This is a genomic window from Virgibacillus kimchii (genome assembly GCF_055379185.1).
Window position 1 is genome coordinate 2,506,902 of the sequence record NZ_AP043951.1, and the last position, 21,396, is coordinate 2,528,297.

Genomic DNA, 21,396 nt, shown 5'->3' on the forward strand with positions numbered 1-21,396 from the left:
ACATATGTCTATTTCTTCCCTCCGCAGGTACGTCCTTCATGATTATCATACCCTATTTATGCTATAGTAAAAACGTGAGCATAAAGTATTTCATGAAAATTGTCCTGTTTATGCAGCATAGTGGGGTGTACTTGCAGGACATGCAGTTAAGTATCCGCTGCACAACAAGACTGCATAAATAACTATGTTACATTCATTTAAAAAGGAGAGATTACAATGGTAGAACCTGTAGAAACGATGGATGGCTGGTACAGCCTGCATGATTTGCGCACCATTGACTGGAATGCTTGGAAAAGAGCTTCCGCGGAAGAACGCAAGGAAGCTTTGGACAGCTTTGAAAGACTGCTGACAAAATGGGAAGCTGTGGAAGAAGAGAAAAACGGCAGTCATGTACTTTATAAGGTTGTTGGACAAAAAGCCGATTTAATCTTTATGTTTTTAAGGCCTACCATGGATGAACTGTCAGACATGGAAACGGAACTAAATAAATCAAAAATGGGTGAATATCTGATTCCGGCACATTCCTATGTGTCTGTGGTGGAACTTTCCAAATACCGCCCGCAAAAAGAAGGGGAACCGGACCCGGAAACATTGCCGGAGACACAAGCCCGGTTAAAGCCGATTCTGCCGAAATGGGAGCATATTTGCTTTTACCCGATGGACAGACGGCGGGAAGGCGACGACAACTGGTATACCCTTGAAAAAAATGTACGCGGTAAATTGCTTTATGAACATAGCATGACCGGACGGAAATATGCCGGTAAAGTAAAGCAGATTATTACAGGGTCCATCGGACTGGATGACTGGGAATGGGGAGTGACATTATTTGCCCACGAACCATTGCAGTTCAAAAAAATTGTTTATGAAATGCGCTGGGATGAAGTGAGCTCCCGTTACGGAGAGTTTGGGGAGTTCTTTGTGGGTAATCATTTTCCGAAAGAACAGCTTGCAGACTATTTTTCAGTCTGAATTTGATGGATGGCAAAAGATGATATTCAATTGAATTTATATAGTACAAATAGCATGTGGGATCTCTCGATTTCATATGCTATTTTTTTGTCTCTTCCGCTTCGCTGTTTAATGTTCAAAAAGTTAGTCCCCTTCTCCCTCTGTTTGACTTGTTACCCCTATATTTTTCCTTGTCATTTTTTCCGGGCAAATAACATACATATAAATAGAATGTCTTGCATCAAGATTGAACAGAAATGAGGAATGATGTATGGGTGTTGTTGCATATAACGAAAGTGATGTTAAATTGCTGGCAAGGCTGATGCGTGCTGAAGCCGAAGAAGATGGGGAGTTGGGCATGCTCATGGTCGGCAATACGGGAATTAACCGGGTCATTGCTGTTTGTCTCGATTTTCCGGATATCCGAAGTATTAACGATATGGTATTCCAAAGCCCCGGCGGCTTTGAAGCAACACAGAAAGGTTATTTTTACCAACGGGCAAGAGAATCGGAAAGACGATTGGCACGGAGAGTGATTCAAGGGGAACGCCAGCATCCTGCAACGAATTCACTGTGGTTCTTTCGTCCGGAAGGCACCTGTCCTGAGCAATGGTTTGGCCAGTGGAATACAGGGAGATTTAAAGCACATTGTTATTACAGTCCAACCCAGGCTGAATGTCCGGAAGTATATCGATATTGATGCTTCTCCACATTAATGGGAGCGGATATTGTTATCGGTTCCCATTTAAATCCGTATATTTTTATAAGGAGGTTTTTATATGAGCGAAAATGATGACAGACAGTACCAGCAGCAGGAAGGCAACCCTTATCAGGCATATCCAATGTATTATTATCCGGCTGCTTCCCCGGCGTATTACCCAATGTATAATTACCGGCAGCAGCAGCCTCAACCGCAGCAGCAGATGCCCCAACAGCAGCAACAGCAGCAGACACCCGGAATGCTTCCCCTTCAGGAATCATATATTGAAAACATTTTGCGGTTAAACAGGGGAAAACTTGCCACCGTCTACATGACATTTGAGTATAATAATCAATGGAACGCGAAAATTTTCAGAGGGGTAATCGAAGCAGCAGGAAGGGATCACCTCATTCTGAGTGATCCTGATACAGACAGGAGATACTTATTACTTATGGTTTATTTGGATTATGTCACGTTTGATGAAGAAATTGAGTATGCGTATCCTTTTGCCGGAAATGAACAGTTGGCAGCATACCCGCCGCGTTAAAACAGGTGTAATTAGAAAGCTCGGCTTGCCGGAAAAGGAATTCTTAAAAGTGTATTTTGCTTTCTTCTCAGACTCGTTATGACGTTAATAAGCCGGGAGAGGCAAATTTCAGGATGAAGCGCCGGCCGCAGGATCACAATGGGTATGACCTAAAGTCCAGAACGAATGCTGATAAGTAAGTTTTATACTGCTTACCTGCCAGAAATAGGGATGACACACAGTTTCAGGTGTCATCCTTTTCTTCTTATCTGTTTGTAATGTCATCGGAAGGGGCTGTATTATGAGACATCCTTATGAAAAGTTCATCCGCCTTGAATTGATTACGATCATCCTTGTATTCGTATTAGGCTTATTTGCCATCATCCAAACGTATATTATTTTTTTATTTCTCGGCCTCTATCTATTGGTCATCAGCCTTATTTTAACGGCCCTCATAGAATTTCATACGTATCGTACACAGGAAGCTCTGAAACATGCTTCCCGTGCTTTGCTCTTATTTATATTTACGACATATCTTATCTTTTTCTTCTAATGCTTATTACAAATACCTTACAATGGCTGTTCCGAGCAGTACCCAGCCGATTAAAAAGGCAACACCGCCAAGAGGGGTAATCATCGCAAAAGTTCTGACACCTGTTGTTGAATACAAGTACAGGCTGCCGGAAAACAGAATGATACCGATGAAAAACATCCAACCCGCCCAGTGGATGCCACCGGAGGTGATTTTCGCCAATAGAAGGCCTGTAACGAGAAGGGCCATCGTATGAAACATTTGATAATTTACCGCTTTTTCCCACGTTCCCAGTGCTTTTTCAGATATTCTGCCTTCCAGTCCATGGGCGCCAAATGCCCCTAATGCTACAGCTAAAAATCCGTTAATTACTCCGAGCAATAAAAAAATTTTCATAATAAGTTCACCTCTACTGTTTATATAGAACCTCCTGGAATTTCCCGATAGAAGGTATAGTATTTTTGAGTGTTAGAAGTCAAAAATGGATTTACCATTTGCTCCATCGTGATCTATTTCTGCCTTTTTCTCCTGCTGTCTGCTTACTTCTAACCCATAAGCCTTCTCTCCAAGCATGGCTTTCATTTCCGCTTCTTCTATGGCATCCGGTTGTTTCTGCTGTGTCACCATGTTCTCTTCATCCAAAAACAAATCACACAGCAGACGAATATGCTGAATATGCTTCAGCATAGCCGTATCATTATCTTTTAACTGTTTTGCCTGCTGCAGTTCCGTCATCATTTTCTGTAATACTTTTTCGTTATCAACAGCCATTATTAACGCTCCTTTGCATTAATGCTGATTCCATTGTACATGATAACGGATTTGGGGAGCAATTTCCTGCCTGACAACCTGAGACATGGAGGAGAATTGTCAAAACACACAAAACACCCCTGAGGTTAGGTTTTGGTCTAACTTCAGGGGTGCACATCATATTCCATTTATGCCTCATGTATTTCCTTTACAACAAGCGTACCTTCCTTATTGCATCTATTCTTTTACGTTTGCTTTTCTTCCGAGCAACCCGATGATTAATGTGACGACAATTGCGCCGAGGGTTGCCGGAAATATGTAGTAACCGCCGACTGTCGGGCCCAATTCCCTTATTAGTACGTCTCCTATCCATGCACCTAATAAACCTGCTACGACGGCACCAATCCATTTACCGGGATACTTAAAGCCGAATAACGCTGCCATAATTAATCCGACAATAATAGCTACTATGATATAGACTAGAAGCTGCATTGCAAATTTCTACCTCCTGTATGGTTATTGGCTCGTAATCCCCTGTATTTTCTTCTTTTCTTCATCTTTGTAGTTTTCGTACATCCATTGTAAAAACGCTTTCTCGTTTTCTTTCAGCTGCCGTCCAAGCTTTTCCCTTGTGTTCTCACAAAGTTGTACAAAATTATTCATTTTGTACTTCCCCCCAAACACAGTTTTGTAATATAATTCATTGTAACGTGAAGAAAAGCAAAAATCAACTAATTATAAAAAATAAGCTGAATTTACAGATAACTGCTTTTTTTGACAATTCTTTTATCAGGATGTTTTCGGGATACTGAGACGGTTTTTGCGACATGTTTTCCCTGCCATACAGGGCCGGAAGAAAACCGAATAAAAATGGGTGATTGATGCAGTAATGTTTTTCCGGTTCTCTTCCGCTTTTCGGTTTATAACTCGTTTTTGTCAAGCATTGCTTCAAGTTGGGTGATCCGTGCACGCAATTCATTTATATCCTCTTTGGTTGCCAGCCCGATTTCTTTGGCAAATTTCTGCGCCTGTTCATATTGACGTGCATTCCATTCGTCCTTTTTCATTTCACCTTTGTCCATAAAACCCTGCATAACAGATTTTGCTTCTTCCTGGGTTAATTCATTCTGGTCCACCATTTCCCTCAGCTTTTGATCAAATTTTTCTTTGCTCGTTACTGCTGCTCCCAAACCGAGTAAAAAACCTTTTCTGATTAAATCATTCATTAAAAACACCCTTTCCAAACTTTGATAGATGCATGAATTTATATCTTTAGTATAACAAAGATGAGGACATCAATGGAGTAATTAATGGATGCGTCGAAAAATATACATAAAAATCCACGCCCCCTGACATGACAATAACAACTATCTTTATCTGTTCCCCATTTTAACAATCCTTTAACATTTACTCGGAAATTTATTCATACACTTTTTAAAATTAAATGGATATATACCATTTCTTCACTTATAATAGAAAAATAATACATTATTTTTTGCAAGGGGGTTTACGATGAATAATAAATATAAACTCAGCGATCATCTGCGGTTTATAATACCTTCTTTCATCGGCGTGTTTTTATTTATCACCCCGGTTAATACAGAAGAAGGCTTCACCATCCCGATCGCTGTACTGGCCAACTTTGTACAGGACATGCTGGCTGGACAATTATCTGCCATTATGATGGTCATCATTGTTATAACAGCTGTTTTCACACTTATAGCCAAATTCGGTGGATCGGATACATTTAAAAAGCAACCTTTTTTTCATAATTTATTTCACGTAAGTATATCCTGGACTGTCATTAGAGTGCTTGCAGCGATTTTTGCAGTAATGGTATTCTTTCAGATTGGTCCTGAAGCTGTCCATGGACCGGATACCGGCCAGCTTCTATTGGATGACTTGCTGCATGTCCTTTTTGCCGTATTCTTATTTGCCGGACTGTTTTTACCGTTACTCATGAATTTTGGGTTAATGGAATTTTTCGGCAGTCTCATGACAAAAATAATGCGGCCGTTATTCCGGCTGCCCGGGCGTGCTTCGATTGATTCTCTTGCATCATGGGTTGGAGACGGAACGATCGGGGTGCTTTTATCGAGTAAGCAGTATGAAGACGGATACTATACGAAACGGGAAGCTGCCGTCATCGGAACAACCTTTTCCGTTGTATCGATCACATTCAGCCTCGTCATTATCGCACATGTTGAGCTTGAGCATATGTTCCTGCCATTTTATTTAACTGTTATTTTTTCCGGGTTCATTGCTGCATTAATTATGCCGCGTATTCCGCCGCTTTCCCGGAAGGAAGACACGTATATCGATGAAAATGCGCAAGGAATTGAGGAGAAAATTCCTGAAGATCATAATGCTGTTACACATGGTTATGTCCAAGCGCTCGAACGAAGCAAAAAAGAAAAAAGTGTTTATAATTTCTTTAAACAAGGCGGGCAAAACATTTTGGATATGTGGATGGGTGTTGCTCCGGTCGTCATGGCGATTGGTCTGATTGCCCTTGTTATCGCGGATAATACGCCGCTGTTTCAATGGCTCGGAATGCCATTCGTTCCATTGCTTGAATTAATGCAGGTGCCTTTTGCCCGGGAAGCATCCGAAACGGTTTTAATCGGTTTTGCGGATATGTTCCTTCCTGCCATTTTTGCTTCAGAAATCGAAGCGGAGATGACTCGATTTATTATCGCAGCATTATCGGTCACACAGCTTATTTTTATGTCCGAAACAGGTGGATTCCTTCTCGGTTCCAAAATACCTGTATCCTTCCTGGATCTGGTCGTCATCTTCCTGCTGAGAACAATCATCACCCTGCCAATCATCGTCCTGATCGCACATATCATTTTTTAAGGGGTGGTGCCTGTCACTCCCCGAAAATGCTCGAATTTTGTCGAATGTGCGAAAAAAATAAAACAGACGGCCTCGAATGCCGTCTGTTTTTAAAAAAGGGGGTATTAATGGTACGTTTCAGACTGCGTTTTTGTTTCAATCATATCTTGTTTTCATATTTTTAATTTCAGCCTCTTCAACAACCATAACCGTTTATGACTCTGTTTTCGGATCATTTTTCCATTTGTTCCTAAGAGCATTCTTCAAGATCGAGAGTCTACCTTCAATCAATGGCTGCCAGATTCCGACTATCGGCCTGCTGGACAACAACAGCACGAGTGCTGCAGATAATGCTGCCAGACCAAGCACATCAAACACGTTATTTACTTCAAACAGATCGGCCTGACGGAAAAACTGAATGAAAAATCCGTGCAATAAATACACATACAATGTTCGCGTCCCTAGTTTCGTCCATTTGTAGTGCCTGGTTGGAATCCACGCAAATATACTGACCACCATTAACGCAGAAACAGTATAGACGAGCAGCCGTATTAAACCGCCAAATTCCGGCATCCCGAGATCACTATAGGAACTTGACGCAAGCAGCCAGCCTGTTTGAAAATTCGGCAGGACATAGATGGCAATAGCCAGTGCAGCCATTATCCCTATGGAAATAAATTTCATCTGTTTATTTTTTACCGTCTTCAACAGCTGTTTTTCCGTCACCCAATACCCGATCAGAAAGAACGGGAAGAATACAAAGGTACGGGATAAACTGAACGTATGCCCAATTTCACTGAAATAACCCACAATTAATCCAACTTGAACCGCAATCACAATGCCCCAGACAGGGGGAATTTTTTTGAACCAATATAGCAGTATATGCCAGCAGAACAAGCTGAATAAAAACCATAGGGACCAGTGCGGACTGAATAGTTCCGTCTGCCATCCCGACCTTCCGATAAGATAATAGTAGCCGGTGTAAATAAGTTGAAAAATAATATAGGGTACAATCAATTTTTTCATTAAATTAATGACATATTTAAGATTGCCCAGTCCCTTGGCAAAAAATCCGGCAAGCAAAATAAATGCCGGCATATGAAAGGTATAAATCCACATATACAAGGTATTCATTGGAGCCGATCCGCTGACAAAGGGTTGGATCATGTGTCCAAAAACAACTAGAAAAATTAAAATCACTTTCGCATTATCCACAAATGCATTTCTTTCCACAGTTTCTCATCCCTTTACTTGGTATACTCCTCTATACCCCATTTTACACCTTCCCCCTTATAAATTAAGCTGTTTCACTGACTTGTTAGTAATTTGTAAATCCCATGTAAAAAGTGTGGCAGAAACATGGAGACGGTCCTAAATATTACAGTGACTGATCCCCTGTTTGGTAAGCCCCACCCCACAGAAATCCTGTTTCTGTCCGGAGCATTTACACTTTTTCATAAAAAAATGACTACAACTGCAGTCATTTTCTTTGTTTCTACGTGCCTGTTTTTTTCTTCCGTGCTGCGCCTCCACTTTTCTTTTTCTTGGGCTGCTTAGGCTTCGGCTTCTCTTTCTTCGCCTTGTCCAGCGACTCCTGGAGGGCATCCATAAGATTGTCGGCACCTGTCGGGGTTGTTGGCTTCACATCTTTTGCTGTTGTTACTTCTTCATTATTTTTCTTCTGTTCAATCAGCTCCAGCAGCGCTGTCCGATATTCATCCGTATATTTCTCAGGTTCAAATTCCGTTGTCAGCTGATCAATCAGCATTTTTGCCGTATCCAGTTCTTTTTTGGCAGTTTCCACCTTTTCCGGAACATTAGGAACGTCCTGCACATCACGGACTTCATCCGGGTAATGGATCGTCTCCACCACCAGCGTGTTATCGTAAACCCGAATGACAGCAAGCTGCTCTTTGGAACGGATCATCATCTTGGCAATGCCAATCTTTCCTGTATCATTTAAAGCGGACCTCAGCAGCCCATATGCCTTCGATCCCCCATCATTTGGAGATAAATAATAACTTTTCTCAAAGTATATTGGATCAATTTCCTCCAATTTAACAAAATCCATAATTTCCACTGCTTTGTCTCCCTGTTCTTTCTGCAAGGCTTTCAATTCTTCCTCGTCCAAGATCACAAATTTATTTTTCGCGTACTCATATGCTTTGACAATTTCCTCATTTTCTATTTCCCGGTCACAGACCGGACAGACTTTTTCGTATTTAATCGGCGACTCGCATTCCTTATGCAGCTGTCTCAGCCGGACATCCTTATTTTCGGTCGCCGCGTGCATTTTTACAGGAATGTTGACCAGTCCAAAGCTGATCGTACCTTTCCACATTGTATGCATATACACAACCTCCTTTTTTATAGTTTGTCAGCGCGAAAGTATTTTATCCTTGTTAGCCGTTTAATTTTTTCCCGTATGTGCCAAGTTAAACATAGTGAGGTGCTGTTGATGAAAATTATGAAACCGGTCAGGACGGAGGACATTCCTACCGGGGACACTTGGGTCTATGAAGTGAAGTATGACGGATTCCGCTGTATTTTACATTGGGAAAAAAACCAAATTCGGCTTACCAGTAAAAACCGGAAAGACTTGACTTCCCGCTTTCCCGAAATCGTGGAAGCATGCCTCCATCTGGAAAAGGACCTGGAACCCCTGCTGCCAATGAAGATGGACGGTGAACTGGTCGTTCTGAATAATGCATTTCAGGCAAATTTTTCCCGGATTCAAAAACGGGGCAGATTAAAAAACAAGGATTCCATCAATCAAGCAGCCAAAGCCAGGCCTGCAAGTTTTATGGCCTTTGATTTGCTTGAAGTAAAAGGAAAGTCACTGGAGAGACAAAAACTATTGGACAGAAAGAAACAATTGCTGCAAGTGTTTCAGAACTCGCCTAATACGAAACAATTACAGCCTGTGAGAACCTTTGAAAATAAGAATGAATTGCAGGAAATCGTCTTTACCTATAAGGGAGAAGGGATTATTGCCAAGCGAAAGGGCAGTCTCTATCTTTCCGGAAAAAATCATCGTGACTGGATGAAAATTAAAAACTGGCGACATGTTCAAGGGTTCTTAACATCATTTAATACGGAAAATCAATATTTTACCATTCAGGTTTATACCGAGGCTTCCACTTTAGAAATCGGCAAGTGTAAACACGGGCTGGACCAGGATGCCGAGGAAACGGTAAGAAAATTATTTACATCGCAGGGAGAAAGACATGGCAATCATTATCATCTGCCTCCTGCCATTTGTGCCTCCGTTCGCACACTGGATTTGTATGAGGGAGAATTTCGTGAACCGGAGTTTTCTGAACTACTGCCTGAAGCTCCCGCTGCATCCTGTCATTTAAAAAAGCTGCAACTGGATTTGGCGATGCTGCCATCCAACGTGGAATATACGAATACGGATAAAGTTTTCTGGCCTGATGATGGGTATACAAAAGGAGATCTGCTCATTTATATACGCGAGGCTTTTCCTTATATGTTTCCTTTTTTGCAGGATCGCTCCTTAACGATTATCCGTGCGCCTGATGGGGTGGAAGGGGAATATTTTTTTCAGAAACACCTGCCTGATTATGCACCGTCTTTCATGAAATATGTAAAAACAGAAGACGGTAAACTGATATTGGCGAATGATTTAAGTGCTGTCGTCTGGTTGGCAAATCATGGAACCGTTGAATTTCATGTTCCTTTTCAACGTATTAAAAACGATCACCCGCTTGAAATTGTTTTTGATTTGGATCCTCCCGACAGAAGCAAATTTGACCTGGCAGTAAAGGCTTCCCTATTAATTAAAAACATATTGGATGATTTGGACCTTGTTTCTTTTGTAAAATTATCCGGCAATAAAGGGCTGCAGGTTCATATCCCTATTCCGGAGGGAAGCATGAATTATGAAGAAACCGGCCTGTTCACACAAGCCATCGCCTATACCGTGGAAGGAGCTTACCCTAAACTTTTTACGACGGAGCGCATGAAAAGCAAAAGAAATGGACGGTTATACATCGATTATGTGCAGCACGGGAAAGATAAAACCCTTATAGCACCCTACTCCCCGAGAAAAACAAAAGAAGCTACTGTGGCGGCTCCGTTGTTTTGGGAAGAAGTGAAAGAAGGACTGCGGCCGGAAGCATTTACGATTAAAAATGTAGTAGAGCGTGTGCAAACTTATAGTTGCCCTTTCGCAAACTATGATGAAACCGGAGAAAAACAGGATGTATCGAAGTTAAAGAAGCTGATTCAGGGATGATGTTGCCTTGATAAAAAGCGGATACCTTTCCCGGGAACACCATTTTGTGTTTTCCGTGCAATGACATACCATAGAAGAGCTCTTTGATACTTCATTTTGACTTTTCTCTGCAATGACATACCATAGAAGAGCTCTTTGATACTTCATTTTGACTTTTCTCTGCAATGACATACCATAGAGGAGCTCTTTGATACTTCATTTTGAATATTCATTGCAATGACATACCATAGAAGAGCTCTTTGATACTTCATTTTGCGTTTTCCGTGCAATGACATACCATAGTAGAGCTCTTTGGTACTTCATTTTGACTTTTCATTGCAATGACATACCATAGTAGAGCTCTTTGGTACTTCATTTTGAATTTTCTCTGCAATGACATACCATAGAAGAGCTCTTTGATACTTCATTTTGACTTTTCTCTGCAATGACATACCATAGAAGAGCTCTTTGATACTTCATTTTGACTTTTCTCTGCAATGACATACCATAGAGGAGCTCTTTGATACTTCATTTTGACTTTTCTCTGCAATGACATACCATAGAAGAGCTCTTTGGTACTTCATTTTGCGTTTTCCGTGCAATGACATACCATAGAAGAGCTCTTTGATACTTCATTTTGACTTTTCTCTGCAATGACATACCATAGAAGAGCTCTCTGGTCTTTACCCGTTAAACTCCAGCTCCACTTCCACATTTCCTTTAATTGCCCGCGATATCATGCAGCTTTTCTCCGCTTTTTCAACCAGCCTGTGGAGTGTTCGGTGCTCTTTATCTGTCGCATCGGATCTTAAAGAAACTGCCGGTCTGTGAATAATTTTTTTATACGTAAATACACCGTTGGTAACATCTACAATGCCTTCTGACTCCAGGCTCATGTCAGCCAAAGGGAGTTCCGCACGCTCAATCATCGCAGCCAGCGTAATTAAATAGCATGTTGCCGCTGCCCCGAGCAGCATTTCATCCGGATTGGTTCCTACCCCCGGTCCATCCATTTCCGGCGGAATCGAGATTTTCGTTTTTAAATTACCTGCCTCTATATAGCCATCACTGTTTCTTCCACCCGGCCAGTCGGCTTTTAAATGAAAATGATGTTCTGCCACATAACCACCTCAATCTAATAATTGTCACGTAAACATCCCCAGTATAACGCCTTTTGAAAGAATCATCATCCAAGTCATGTTTTTTATTATAACGCCTCTTGTTCAGTGCTTCCCCATGCGTTATTCCTGCCTGTCCAATATTTCTTTCAGCACCGCAGCCTGATTGTACTTTTCCTCCTTCGACGCAAAAAGAAGGGTTACTTGTTTATGATGCTTTTTCGTCATATCTTTCAGCTTGTCCAATGCTTCCTTCTGTTTGCCGCTTTCCAATTCCTTTTTGTACCTTTCCTTGAATAAGGCAAATTGTTCCGGGTCATGGTTAAACCATTGCCGTAATTCCCGGGAAGGCCCTGCTTCCTTCATCCATTTATCCAGCGCAGCAGCCTCCTTCGATACACCTCTCGGCCAAACCCTGTCTACAAGTATCCGTAAACCATCATTTGTCTTTTTTTCCTCATAAATGCGTTTTATTTGTACAGGCATGCAACATCACTCCTTATTGATTATTACCATGACCATTAAGAAGCAATTACCTATTATCCATTCTCTTTTACTTTCCTCAAACTTCTTCCTGATAAAAACCAACCTGCTGCTGCTATACCAATTAAAATGATATAGAAAATGAGTTTCCATTCCGTTGATTCCGGAAAGTTATGCGGAATCAAGGCAACATCCGGATGAGCAAGTACAATCATCGTAAGTTTTACCCCTACCCAGCCAACGATAAGGAAAGCTGCTATTTCCAGGCCGGGCCGTTTATACAATAATTCCACAAAAATATTTGCTGCAAAACGCATGATAATTAAGCCAATCATCCCACCTGCAAACACCACAAAAAATTGGCCGGAATCCAGGCTTCCAATCGTACCAAGCCCGGTAGGCGGCAGCGCTACCGCCAAGGCAACAGCAGCCAGAATGGAATCTACAGCAAAAGCCAAATCGGCAAATTCCACCTTCACAACGGTCATCCAAAACCCGCTTCCTTTTTGTTCCTTTGCTTTCATATCCGCCTGCACTTCTTTAGCCGGCTTTAATTTACCATATAAATGCTTGATCGCAATAAACAGCAGGTATGCTGCTCCCAGGGCTTGTACCTGCCACACATCCACAAGGAAGGAAATGACAAATAAAGAGCCCAATCTGAGAACAAAAGCTCCTGCCAACCCGTAAAACAATGCTTTTTTCCGCTGTTTTTCCGGTAAATGCTTTACCATAATCGCCAACACGAGGGCATTGTCCGCCGCCAAAAGACCTTCGAGTCCAATTAAAATGATAAGCACCCATAAATATTCTATAAGCAATGCGCTGTCCATGGTTACGCTCCTCATAAAAAATGATCTCACCAACAGGCAAGACCAATAAAAAAGAGACCTTACCCGCTCGTGGTAAAGGTCTCGCAAACAACGTGAGTTGCCAACCCAGCCGGAGAAAGATTATCTCGTGAAATGACGACTTGGATTGTACAGCTACTCCCCTTTATTCTATTCTTATTAAAACGCTAACGAAGAAAAATGTCAACAAAAAAAGTACAAGCCCCTGAAAAACTTCGGTGCTATATTATTCAGTATCACCCTGCGAAATGATTTCCTGAACCATTTCATCCATTGCCACTTTCAATGATTGAAGCTTTTCTTCACTTTCCTTAGCGGTTTTCCCGCAAACACCATAATAATATTTAATCTTTGGTTCTGTACCTGAAGGGCGGAGGCAGACCCAGCCACCGGATTCCAGCAGAAATTTCACCATATTTTCTTTCGGCAGTTCTATCGTTTCCATTTTATCCTGCTCACCGTAAAAAGTTCTTTCCCGGGAAGCATAATCCTCTACGGCTTTGACGGCCATGCCTGCAATTTCTTTCTGTGGTCTCCGCCGGATTTCCGACATGATTTTATTAATTTTTTCCGATCCTGCCTTCCCTTCCATCTTCAATGATGACAGACCTTCCAGATAATAACCGTGCTTATCGAACAATATGTTTAACGCATCCAATAGGGTTTTTCCTTTTTTCTTCCAGTAATATGCCATTTCCGCAGCCATGACGGCAGCCTGAACCGCATCTTTATCCCTTGTAAATGCATCTATTAAATAACCGTAGCTTTCTTCATAACCAAAGAGAAATCTTTCTCCTGTTGCTTCAAACTGACGGATCTTATCGGCAATATATTTAAAACCGGTTAATGTGTTGATCGTCTTAATATCATAGTGATCAGCAATTGCCTGACCCAATTCAGAGGTTACTACTGTTTTTAGCATCCTGCCGTCTTTCAGTGATTGTGCATCACTATGGGATAAAATATAATCAAGCAGGAGTGCCCCGAGCTGATTCCCTGTCAGCACCTGATATTCGCCATCCTCGTTTTTTACGGCGACGCCCAGTCTGTCCGCGTCAGGGTCTGTTCCGAGCAAAATATCTGCGCCCATTTGTTTACCCTCTTCAATCGCCAGGGTAAATGCCTGGTGTTCTTCCGGGTTCGGCGAGGAAACCGTGGAAAATTCCGGGTCGGGCTTTGCCTGTTCCTTCACTACTTCCACATGGGAAAAGCCAAGTTGCTCCAGTCCCTGTGCAACTAAATACAAGGCTGTCCCGTGCAGCGGCGTAAAGACAATTTGCAGGTTCTTTTCTTCCGTTTGCATTTGCTCATCTATTTTGGAAATACCTTTTAACTGCTGCAAATATGCTTGATCGACTTCTTTTTTCAGCCAGATGAGCAATTCTTCTTTTTCCAGTTCATCCGCTTCTTTAAAAGGAACCGCCAATTCATTCTCCACTTCCTGTATGGAAGCAATAATTTTGTCCGCTTCCTCAGGTGTAATTTGCCCTCCAACTTCATTGTAAACTTTAAAACCGTTGTACTCCGGCGGGTTATGGCTGGCGGTAATCATAATTCCTGCAGCGGTATCCAGGTAACGTACCGCATAGGAGAGCAGTGGTGTGGGCCTTAATGTGTCAAACACGTAAGTGCGGATACCTGAAGAACCAAGCACTTTTGCCGATTCGACAGCAAATTCCCTCGACATATGACGTGAATCATAGGCGATGACGACACCACGTTCTTTTGCATCGCTCTTTGTATGCAGCAGATAATTGGCAAGTCCGTGCACGGCTTTTCTTACCGTATAGACATTCATGCGGTTGATGCCCGGTCCAAGAATTCCCCGCATGCCACCTGTTCCAAATGTTAATTCTGTATAAAAAGCATCTTCCAGTGCCTGTCTGTCGCTTTCCATTTCAGTCAGATGCCGCTTTAAGTCTGGATCCAGCTGTTGAAATGCACGCCATTTTTGATAAACTTTTTCCCACTCGACCATCGTTCATTCCTCCAACTATATGTATATGGCTCGATTCTAGCACAGCCACAGGAAATATTCCACGCCCTCGTTTAACCTGCCCAAAATTAGGCAAAAATAGAGGTAGGTGCCTGGGACTACGGTACAGTGGTTCCTCGTCCCACCGAAAAGATGTGTCACTTCCCGAATTTTGTCGAATGATGATAGGTTCCTGGGACTGTTCTAAATGCCTTCCCAGCAAAGAGAGGTGGCGCTCTTCGCATTTTGCCATTTATATAGCAAAGGGGGACAGGCCGGTATTTTTTAAGCATAGAATACTTTCTATTAAATTGGTTTAAAGGTAAAATGAAAAATATGAAAAAATGAAACTTATATTTAGTATGTTCGTTATACTATAGGTAATTAAGCAGAAAGTAGTGATGAGGTTGGTTCAAAAACGCTGGTATCGGATTATGCTCTTTTTTATTATGTTTTTCCTTCTTGTCTGGCTTATTTCATTAACGGATTTTCTTTTCATCCCTGTCGTCAGACTGATTGGTGCTGTAGCACTGCCGATTATAGGTGCAGGCATTCTATACTATTTAACAAAACCACTGATGCATCTGTTTATGCGATTTAAGATAAACCGGATTATTTCCATCCTTCTGGTTTACTTAACTATTATTCTAGTCGTTTCCTTATTTATTGTTTATATTTGGCCGATTGCCCAGCAGCAGATTAACAATATGGTTGACAGCATTCCGCAGATGGTCAAGTGGGCAGAGGAAACGTTCCATTGGTTCCAGAACAATTACCAGACCTTTCCGGATGAGGCGGTAAGTATGATCAATGATTTCATTGCAGATATCCCGCAGCATTTGGAAGGGGTGGCAAATAATCTTTTTGGGATGATTGGCGGAATTATCGGTCAGGTAGTATCTGTTGTACTTGGGATTTTTCTTATTCCGTTTTTCCTGTTCTTTATGCTGAAAGACGGGCACAAGCTATCCCCTTTTATGACCCAGATTTTCAGCAAAAAGAAAGCAGACAATATAAAAAGCCTGCTTTCCAAAATGGATAATGTGCTGTCTTCATTTATTCAGGGACAACTGCTGGTCAGTTTTTTCGTTGGTGTATTATTGCTGATTGGCTACCTTATTATCGGACTGGATTATGCTCTTGCCTTTGCTTTATTCGGCATGATCACAAATGTAATTCCATTTCTCGGACCGTATTTGGCTGTTATTCCCGCCTTAATCGTGGGAGGGCTTCAGGATCCGTTGAATTTGTTATGGATTTCTCTCATTATGTTTGTTGCCCAGCAAATAGAAAGTTCCCTTATCTCTCCAAATGTGATGGGACAGGTACTGAAACTTCACCCATTAACGGTGATTACGGTCGTGCTTGCAGCCGGAAGCATCGCCGGATTTATCGGCATCCTGTTTGCTGTACCGTTTTATGCGCTTTTACGGACAATAATCGTCCATTTCTACCAGACATACAGGGAGTCGAAGAAAGATGAGAAGGATGCGCTCATTTAGGGAGTGATTGAGGGGGCGGTTCCATCAATGCCTTATGCTGGACCGCCTCTTCATAGTCCGTTTCATTCCATACTGACCGTCTTCAGGCGGTCAAGCAATCCAAGCATCAAATTATTGCACGCTTCTTTTTCCAACAATAATTTTTCCACTTTTTCCGCATAGGATTTTACAGAGGTTTCGGTTATAATCCTCATAGGACCTCCCCTTTTTAGTTTCTATAATACTCGAAATAGTTGTTTAGTAAAGTGATAATCCGCTAAACTGTTAGTGAGGTGATATGGATGACCAAAAAAGAACTGGAGCAGAAACTGGACGAATTAAAATCGGACTATACCCGTATTCAGGGTGATATGGATAAATTGGAATATGTGCGCGGCAGGGTGTCTTCTGCTGAACAACAGTTAATTCGGCTGGAGAGAGAAATCAGCGAGGTGAACCGCCAGCTGGAACAAATGAAATAATTTATATGTATAGAAAGCTCTTCTTCCTGATTCACAGAAAGAAGAGCTTTTTTATCGGGAATTGAAGAAACGTGAACCCTCGTATTTTACTGTGATATATGGAGATGTCCCATGGCGCGATCAGCACCAGGTTTTATTCTTTACCGTTCTTCCCATTCCCATTTCGCTGCACTTCTATTCTTTCCTTGATCTTTGCCTTTTCCTTTATTGGCGGAGTTAAACTGATAATTGTATCTCCAACCGTTGGAACGGTCCGCATTTCCTCCGAATAAAATTTCAGCTGTCCGGAAGGTTTGATTAAATAGAGAAAAACAGTTGAATCATCTTTATCCGCCACATATTGTTTATAATTATATTGCGGAGTCAATGTCGTTTGACGGAATATATACCCGTTTTCCAATTTCTCATTAAGCTCCTCCATAGGGAATTTCTTATTAAACAGAATTCTACCTCCTACTTTGGAAACGATCTCCGGTTTACCGTTTTTATTTTTACGAAACGGACTTACCTTAAATACATTCGTCCTCCCGTATTCCGGCATAAACGTGGTGCAGACCAGAGAGTTATAGGCATTATCGTCGGTAGCAGCAATTAAATACTCATAAGGTACTGTATCCAGATTGTATTCCGTTTGCTCGGAAAGAATGCTGCCATGATAAAACGGCAATCCTGCTTTTCGCACTTCGCTCAGCCTTCTGTAGGACGAATCCACAATGATCGTCGGAATACCTGCTTTCCTTAATGACTTGGTCAGCTCCACGGTAAATGGATTTGCACCAACAATCAGGGTGCCCGGCCGCCCCTCCATCGATAAATTCAGCTTCCTGGAAAGCCAGCCAATGGAGAAGCCATGCGCAATCACCGTAAAAAACACGAGCCCAAAGGTCAGGGTCGTCAGAATTTCCGCATCTTCATATCCTGCTTCCAGCAACACCCCTGCAAAGTAACCTGAAACCGTTAAAGCAACAATTCCTCTTGGGGCAATCCAGCCCACCAGTAATTTTTCATTCAAGGACAGTCCGGAGCGGATGGTTGATAAAAATATGGATAACGGTCTGACGATAAACATCATTAATAGTACATATCCAATGATATTCGGGCTAAACATCTGCATTAATGTGTCCAGCTGCAAAGAAGCTGTGAGCATAATAAAGATGGCTGAAATAAGCAATACAGAAATATTTTCCTTAAAATGGCGCATATCGGATATGGAGCTGATGCCCATGTTTGCCAAGGTGATCCCCATAGCAGTTACAGACAGCAGTCCGGTTTCATGCATGATTTCATCTGCGCCGGTAAAGCATAGAATAACTACTGTAATGACTGCAGGTGATTTCAAAAATTCCGGGATATGCCCTGATTCAAACACCCAGCCCAGCCCCCTGCCGCAGGCCCAGCCAAATACTGCAGCAAAAACAGAAGCTGCAAAGAAGAGCAGCAATTGTGTTACATCCGGGTCATTGGCGGATAAAAATGTAATGATTTCAAATGCAAACACTGCCAATAATGCACCAATCGGATCGACAATAATCCCTTCCCATTTCAGGATTTTTGCGGGTCTCGGCCTCAGTTTCGCCTGTCTTAATAACGGCATAATGACAGTAGGCCCGGTAACGATAAACAAACCGCCGATAACAAAGGCTACTGCCCATGAAAGTCCGGCAACATAATGTGCTGTCAGTGATCCAAGTATCCAGGCAATAAAAGCGCCTACGGATGCTATACGGAACACCGGTTTTTCAAGCCCTCTCAGTTCTTTAAAACTCAAACTTAAACTGCCTTCAAATAAAATAATGGCTACAGCTACGGAAATAATCGGACTATATAAATCCCCAAAGTCTTCTTCAGGGTTAATAATTCCTAAAAATGGCCCTGCCAACAGTCCAGTAATGGACATAATAACAATAGCAGGCATGCGAAAACGCCATGCCAGCCACTGGGAGCCTATTCCCAAAATGCCTATCAGCATGATTTGAAATAATAATGAAGGTTCCACGCTTACCCTCCTAAACAAAAAGATAAAAACCATTTTAACTGGGTACTCGGAGAATGTAAACATTTTTTCTTAAAAAATTTATTCCCTGACAGTGTATTCGTGTGGAAAAGCCTTATATGCCAGCTCATAAGCATGATTTACTTTTCTTCCAAATGTTTTTTACCAAACGAACAGTCTATTTATACTATATATATGATAAAATAGCCTGTATGAAAGGAGGCTCATCATGACCGTAAAAGAGAAAAATATTCTGCAAACGTATTTTGGGTATGAAAATTTTCGACCCGGTCAGGAGGAAGCGATTAATTACGCGCTAAATCTTGAGAATACACTGGCTGTGATGCCAACCGGCGGGGGTAAATCCTTATGCTATCAAATACCGGGGTTAAGTCTCGACGGCACAGCAATTATTATTTCCCCGCTCATATCCCTTATGAAGGATCAGGTGGACGCACTCACCTCGCTAGGCATACCAGCCACTTACATAAACAGCTCCTTAACCGCCCCTGAGCAGCAGGAACGTCTGCAAAATATGATGCAGTCCAGGTATAAGTTCGTCTATGTTGCCCCGGAACGTTTTGAATCCGGGTTTTTTGCGAATGCTGTGAGCAGGATTCCACTGTCACTGGTAGCTTTCGATGAGGCACATTGTATTTCCCAGTGGGGACATGACTTCAGACCAAGCTACCGATCGATCGTGCCCAATTTAAAAAAACTGTCCAACATTCCGGTTTTTATGGCGCTGACAGCTACGGCTACGAAAGAGGTCGTACAGGATATCCAACAGCTGCTGAACATCAATCAAGTGGTACATACAGGATTTGAAAGAGAAAATCTTGCCTTTCATGTAGTGAAGGGAAAAGATAAAGCCACATATGTCCGCTCCTTTTTAAAAGAGCATGAATCGGAGTCCGGCATCATTTATACAGCTACCCGAAAACAGACGGATACCCTATGCGAGCAGTTGAACCAGCGGGGTTTTAAAGCGGCGAAATATCATGCCGGGCTGTCTGAGGAAGAACGTAAACAGGCACAGACTGCTTTTATTCATGATGAAGTGAACGTCATGGTTGCCACCAATGCCTTTGGTATGGGGATAGACAAATCCAATGTACGATTTGTGATTCATTATGCCATGCCGATGAATATTGAGTCCTATTATCAGGAAGCTGGCAGAGCAGGGCGCGACGGGATTAAAAGTGATTGTATTCTGTTGTTTTCTGCCCAGGATATCCAGCTGCAAAAGTTTTTAATCGAGCAATCCAACATGGATGAAGAAGGAAAACAGGGAGAGTACAGAAAGCTGCAGGCTATGATTAACTACTGTCACACCCAAGGTTGCCTGACATCTTATGTTTTGGATTATTTCAATGACAAAAATACAGGAAGTTCATGCAACAGATGCAGCAATTGTGTCAGCCGCCAGGAAGAAACGGATATGACGACCGAGGCCCAAATGATTCTCTCCTGTGTGAAGCGGATGGACGAGCGATTTGGCATTTCCATGACAGCCAAAGTACTGAAGGGATCCAGGGACAAGAAAATAAATATGTTCGGATTGAGTAAGCTTTCCACCTATGGACTGTTGTCGGCCTATACGGAAAAAGAGATTACAGAATGGATCCATTTTCTCGTTGCAGAACAGATTTTGGCAACAGAGGAAGGCAAGTTTCCGACATTAAAACTGAACCAAAAATCACTTGAGGTGCTGAAAGGCAACCGGACCGTTCTCATGCGGACGGCCCCCATTCCGGCAACAGAGACAGCAGATTATCATGAAGACTTATTTCAGGCTTTACGCAAGCTGAGAAAAGAGTTGGCAGACGAGAAAAATGTGCCGCCATATGTTTTGTTTTCCGATATGACATTAAAAGAACTGAGCAGATATTTCCCTGTCACCAGGGAAGATATGCTAACCATTAAGGGAATTGGCGAAAGAAAATATGAGCAGTACGGAGAAACATTTCTGCAGGTGATACAGGAGTGGCGCAAGCATAATCCGGATATAAAAGAAAAAGTACGGATCGACGATAAGCCAAAAAAGCGGACAAATCGGATAAAAGAGGACAAGCCAAGCCATTTGATCAGCTATCAGATGTTTCAATCAGGCAAGTCTGTAAAAGATATTTCCGTCATCAGAGAAGTAAAAAAACAAACGATTGAAGAACACTTGTTTAAAGCGTATAAAGATGGCCACCCGATTGCCTGGGAGATATTTTTTAATGAAGCAGAGGAAGCTGCTGTGCTGAAAGCCCGGGAATCTTTAGAGGAGCCCCGACTGAGATCATTGAAGGAAGCACTGCCTGAAGAATATGAATACAGTACCATTAAGGCAGTGTTGGTTAAAAATGAACTGGCATAAAAATCCGTCCTGAGGCATTTTGCTTTAGGACGGTTTTATTATGTAAAGGAAACCACCTTGTTGCGTATGGCATGTAATTCTAAAATCAGTACAGCCTATCGCGGCCTCGCGAACGCA

The 21,396-nt window shown here is 42.1% G+C and carries 22 protein-coding genes; 9 read left to right on the forward strand and 13 right to left on the reverse strand.

Features of this window, described 5'->3' with window-relative positions:
- The first annotated feature begins 216 nt into the window (after positions 1 to 216).
- From hemQ to ACZ42C_RS12085, 4 genes are all read left to right on the forward strand, one after another.
- Positions 217 to 969: a hydrogen peroxide-dependent heme synthase gene (gene hemQ, locus ACZ42C_RS12070; protein ID WP_461180060.1), complete on the forward strand. Its 753-nt coding sequence runs from the start codon at positions 217 to 219 to the stop codon at positions 967 to 969.
- Positions 970 to 1,219: 250 nt separating this feature from the next.
- A complete protein-coding gene (locus ACZ42C_RS12075; RefSeq protein WP_461180059.1) occupies positions 1,220 to 1,648 on the forward strand; it encodes a cell wall hydrolase in 429 nt (142 codons plus the stop codon).
- Positions 1,649 to 1,727: 79 nt separating this feature from the next.
- Positions 1,728 to 2,195, forward strand: a complete 468-nt coding sequence (gene gerQ / locus ACZ42C_RS12080) for a spore coat protein GerQ (protein ID WP_461180058.1) — start codon at positions 1,728 to 1,730, stop codon at positions 2,193 to 2,195.
- A gap of 280 nt (positions 2,196 to 2,475) precedes the next feature.
- Complete coding sequence (locus tag ACZ42C_RS12085) at positions 2,476 to 2,727, forward strand: hypothetical protein (protein WP_461180057.1); 252 nt, start codon at positions 2,476 to 2,478, stop codon at positions 2,725 to 2,727.
- Positions 2,728 to 2,733: 6 nt separating this feature from the next.
- Here the strand turns inward: ACZ42C_RS12085 and ACZ42C_RS12090 are convergent, their stop codons facing one another.
- The 5 genes from ACZ42C_RS12090 to ACZ42C_RS12110 form a co-directional block, all read right to left on the reverse strand.
- Positions 2,734 to 3,102, reverse strand: a complete 369-nt coding sequence (locus ACZ42C_RS12090; protein ID WP_461180056.1) for a DUF423 domain-containing protein — start codon at positions 3,100 to 3,102, stop codon at positions 2,734 to 2,736.
- 72 nt (positions 3,103 to 3,174) lie between these two features.
- Positions 3,175 to 3,477, reverse strand: a complete 303-nt coding sequence (locus ACZ42C_RS12095; RefSeq protein WP_461180055.1) for a YwdI family protein — start codon at positions 3,475 to 3,477, stop codon at positions 3,175 to 3,177.
- A 216-nt stretch (positions 3,478 to 3,693) separates the two neighbouring features.
- Positions 3,694 to 3,948 (reverse strand): GlsB/YeaQ/YmgE family stress response membrane protein, encoded by a 255-nt coding sequence (locus ACZ42C_RS12100; protein ID WP_461180054.1) that lies wholly within the window; start codon positions 3,946 to 3,948, stop codon positions 3,694 to 3,696.
- Between the two features lie 24 nt (positions 3,949 to 3,972).
- Positions 3,973 to 4,119 carry a hypothetical protein gene (locus ACZ42C_RS12105; RefSeq protein WP_461180053.1) on the reverse strand — a complete coding sequence of 49 codons (147 nt, stop codon included), beginning with the start codon at positions 4,117 to 4,119 and terminating at the stop codon, positions 3,973 to 3,975.
- 257 nt (positions 4,120 to 4,376) lie between these two features.
- Entirely contained in the window at positions 4,377 to 4,682 is a 306-nt protein-coding gene (locus ACZ42C_RS12110; RefSeq protein ID WP_461180052.1) for a phasin family protein, read from the reverse strand.
- 286 nt (positions 4,683 to 4,968) lie between these two features.
- On the opposite strand from ACZ42C_RS12110, the gene ACZ42C_RS12115 reads away from it, so the two are divergent.
- Positions 4,969 to 6,315: a YjiH family protein gene (locus tag ACZ42C_RS12115; RefSeq protein WP_461180051.1), complete on the forward strand. Its 1,347-nt coding sequence runs from the start codon at positions 4,969 to 4,971 to the stop codon at positions 6,313 to 6,315.
- A gap of 192 nt (positions 6,316 to 6,507) precedes the next feature.
- On the opposite strand, the gene ACZ42C_RS12120 is transcribed toward ACZ42C_RS12115, so the two are convergent.
- The gene (locus ACZ42C_RS12120; RefSeq protein ID WP_461180050.1) at positions 6,508 to 7,527 is read right to left on the reverse strand and encodes an acyltransferase family protein; all 1,020 of its coding nucleotides are present in this window, start codon (positions 7,525 to 7,527) and stop codon (positions 6,508 to 6,510) included.
- Between the two features lie 262 nt (positions 7,528 to 7,789).
- A complete protein-coding gene (ku, locus tag ACZ42C_RS12125; protein WP_461180049.1) occupies positions 7,790 to 8,644 on the reverse strand; it encodes a non-homologous end joining protein Ku in 855 nt (284 codons plus the stop codon).
- Between the two features lie 108 nt (positions 8,645 to 8,752).
- Here ku and ACZ42C_RS12130 point away from each other — a divergent pair, with 108 nt between their 5' ends.
- Positions 8,753 to 10,552 carry a DNA ligase D gene (locus ACZ42C_RS12130; protein WP_461180048.1) on the forward strand — a complete coding sequence of 600 codons (1,800 nt, stop codon included), beginning with the start codon at positions 8,753 to 8,755 and terminating at the stop codon, positions 10,550 to 10,552.
- A 662-nt stretch (positions 10,553 to 11,214) separates the two neighbouring features.
- On the opposite strand, the gene ACZ42C_RS12135 is transcribed toward ACZ42C_RS12130, so the two are convergent.
- The 4 genes from ACZ42C_RS12135 to ACZ42C_RS12150 all read right to left on the reverse strand — a co-directional run bounded on the left by ACZ42C_RS12135 (position 11,215) and on the right by ACZ42C_RS12150 (position 14,961).
- Positions 11,215 to 11,652: an OsmC family protein gene (locus tag ACZ42C_RS12135; protein WP_461180047.1), complete on the reverse strand. Its 438-nt coding sequence runs from the start codon at positions 11,650 to 11,652 to the stop codon at positions 11,215 to 11,217.
- A 120-nt stretch (positions 11,653 to 11,772) separates the two neighbouring features.
- A complete protein-coding gene (locus ACZ42C_RS12140) occupies positions 11,773 to 12,135 on the reverse strand; it encodes a DUF488 domain-containing protein (protein WP_461180046.1) in 363 nt (120 codons plus the stop codon).
- Between the two features lie 53 nt (positions 12,136 to 12,188).
- Positions 12,189 to 12,965: a TerC family protein gene (locus tag ACZ42C_RS12145; protein ID WP_461180045.1), complete on the reverse strand. Its 777-nt coding sequence runs from the start codon at positions 12,963 to 12,965 to the stop codon at positions 12,189 to 12,191.
- Between the two features lie 244 nt (positions 12,966 to 13,209).
- On the reverse strand, positions 13,210 to 14,961 hold the full coding sequence (locus ACZ42C_RS12150) for a phospho-sugar mutase (protein WP_461180044.1): 1,752 nt from the start codon (positions 14,959 to 14,961) through the stop codon (positions 13,210 to 13,212).
- A gap of 398 nt (positions 14,962 to 15,359) precedes the next feature.
- On the opposite strand from ACZ42C_RS12150, the gene ACZ42C_RS12155 reads away from it, so the two are divergent.
- Positions 15,360 to 16,460, forward strand: a complete 1,101-nt coding sequence (locus tag ACZ42C_RS12155) for an AI-2E family transporter (protein ID WP_461180043.1) — start codon at positions 15,360 to 15,362, stop codon at positions 16,458 to 16,460.
- Positions 16,461 to 16,522: 62 nt separating this feature from the next.
- Here ACZ42C_RS12155 and ACZ42C_RS12160 read toward each other — a convergent pair whose 3' ends face one another.
- On the reverse strand, positions 16,523 to 16,654 hold the full coding sequence (locus ACZ42C_RS12160) for a hypothetical protein (RefSeq protein ID WP_461180042.1): 132 nt from the start codon (positions 16,652 to 16,654) through the stop codon (positions 16,523 to 16,525).
- An 87-nt stretch (positions 16,655 to 16,741) separates the two neighbouring features.
- Here ACZ42C_RS12160 and ACZ42C_RS12165 point away from each other — a divergent pair, with 87 nt between their 5' ends.
- Positions 16,742 to 16,921, forward strand: a complete 180-nt coding sequence (locus ACZ42C_RS12165; protein WP_461180041.1) for an SE1832 family protein — start codon at positions 16,742 to 16,744, stop codon at positions 16,919 to 16,921.
- 133 nt (positions 16,922 to 17,054) lie between these two features.
- Here the strand turns inward: ACZ42C_RS12165 and ACZ42C_RS12170 are convergent, their stop codons facing one another.
- Positions 17,055 to 18,917, reverse strand: a complete 1,863-nt coding sequence (locus ACZ42C_RS12170) for a cation:proton antiporter (protein ID WP_461180040.1) — start codon at positions 18,915 to 18,917, stop codon at positions 17,055 to 17,057.
- 226 nt (positions 18,918 to 19,143) lie between these two features.
- On the opposite strand from ACZ42C_RS12170, the gene recQ reads away from it, so the two are divergent.
- The gene (gene recQ, locus ACZ42C_RS12175) at positions 19,144 to 21,279 is read left to right on the forward strand and encodes a DNA helicase RecQ (RefSeq protein ID WP_461180039.1); all 2,136 of its coding nucleotides are present in this window, start codon (positions 19,144 to 19,146) and stop codon (positions 21,277 to 21,279) included.
- The last annotated feature ends 117 nt before the right edge of the window (positions 21,280 to 21,396 follow it).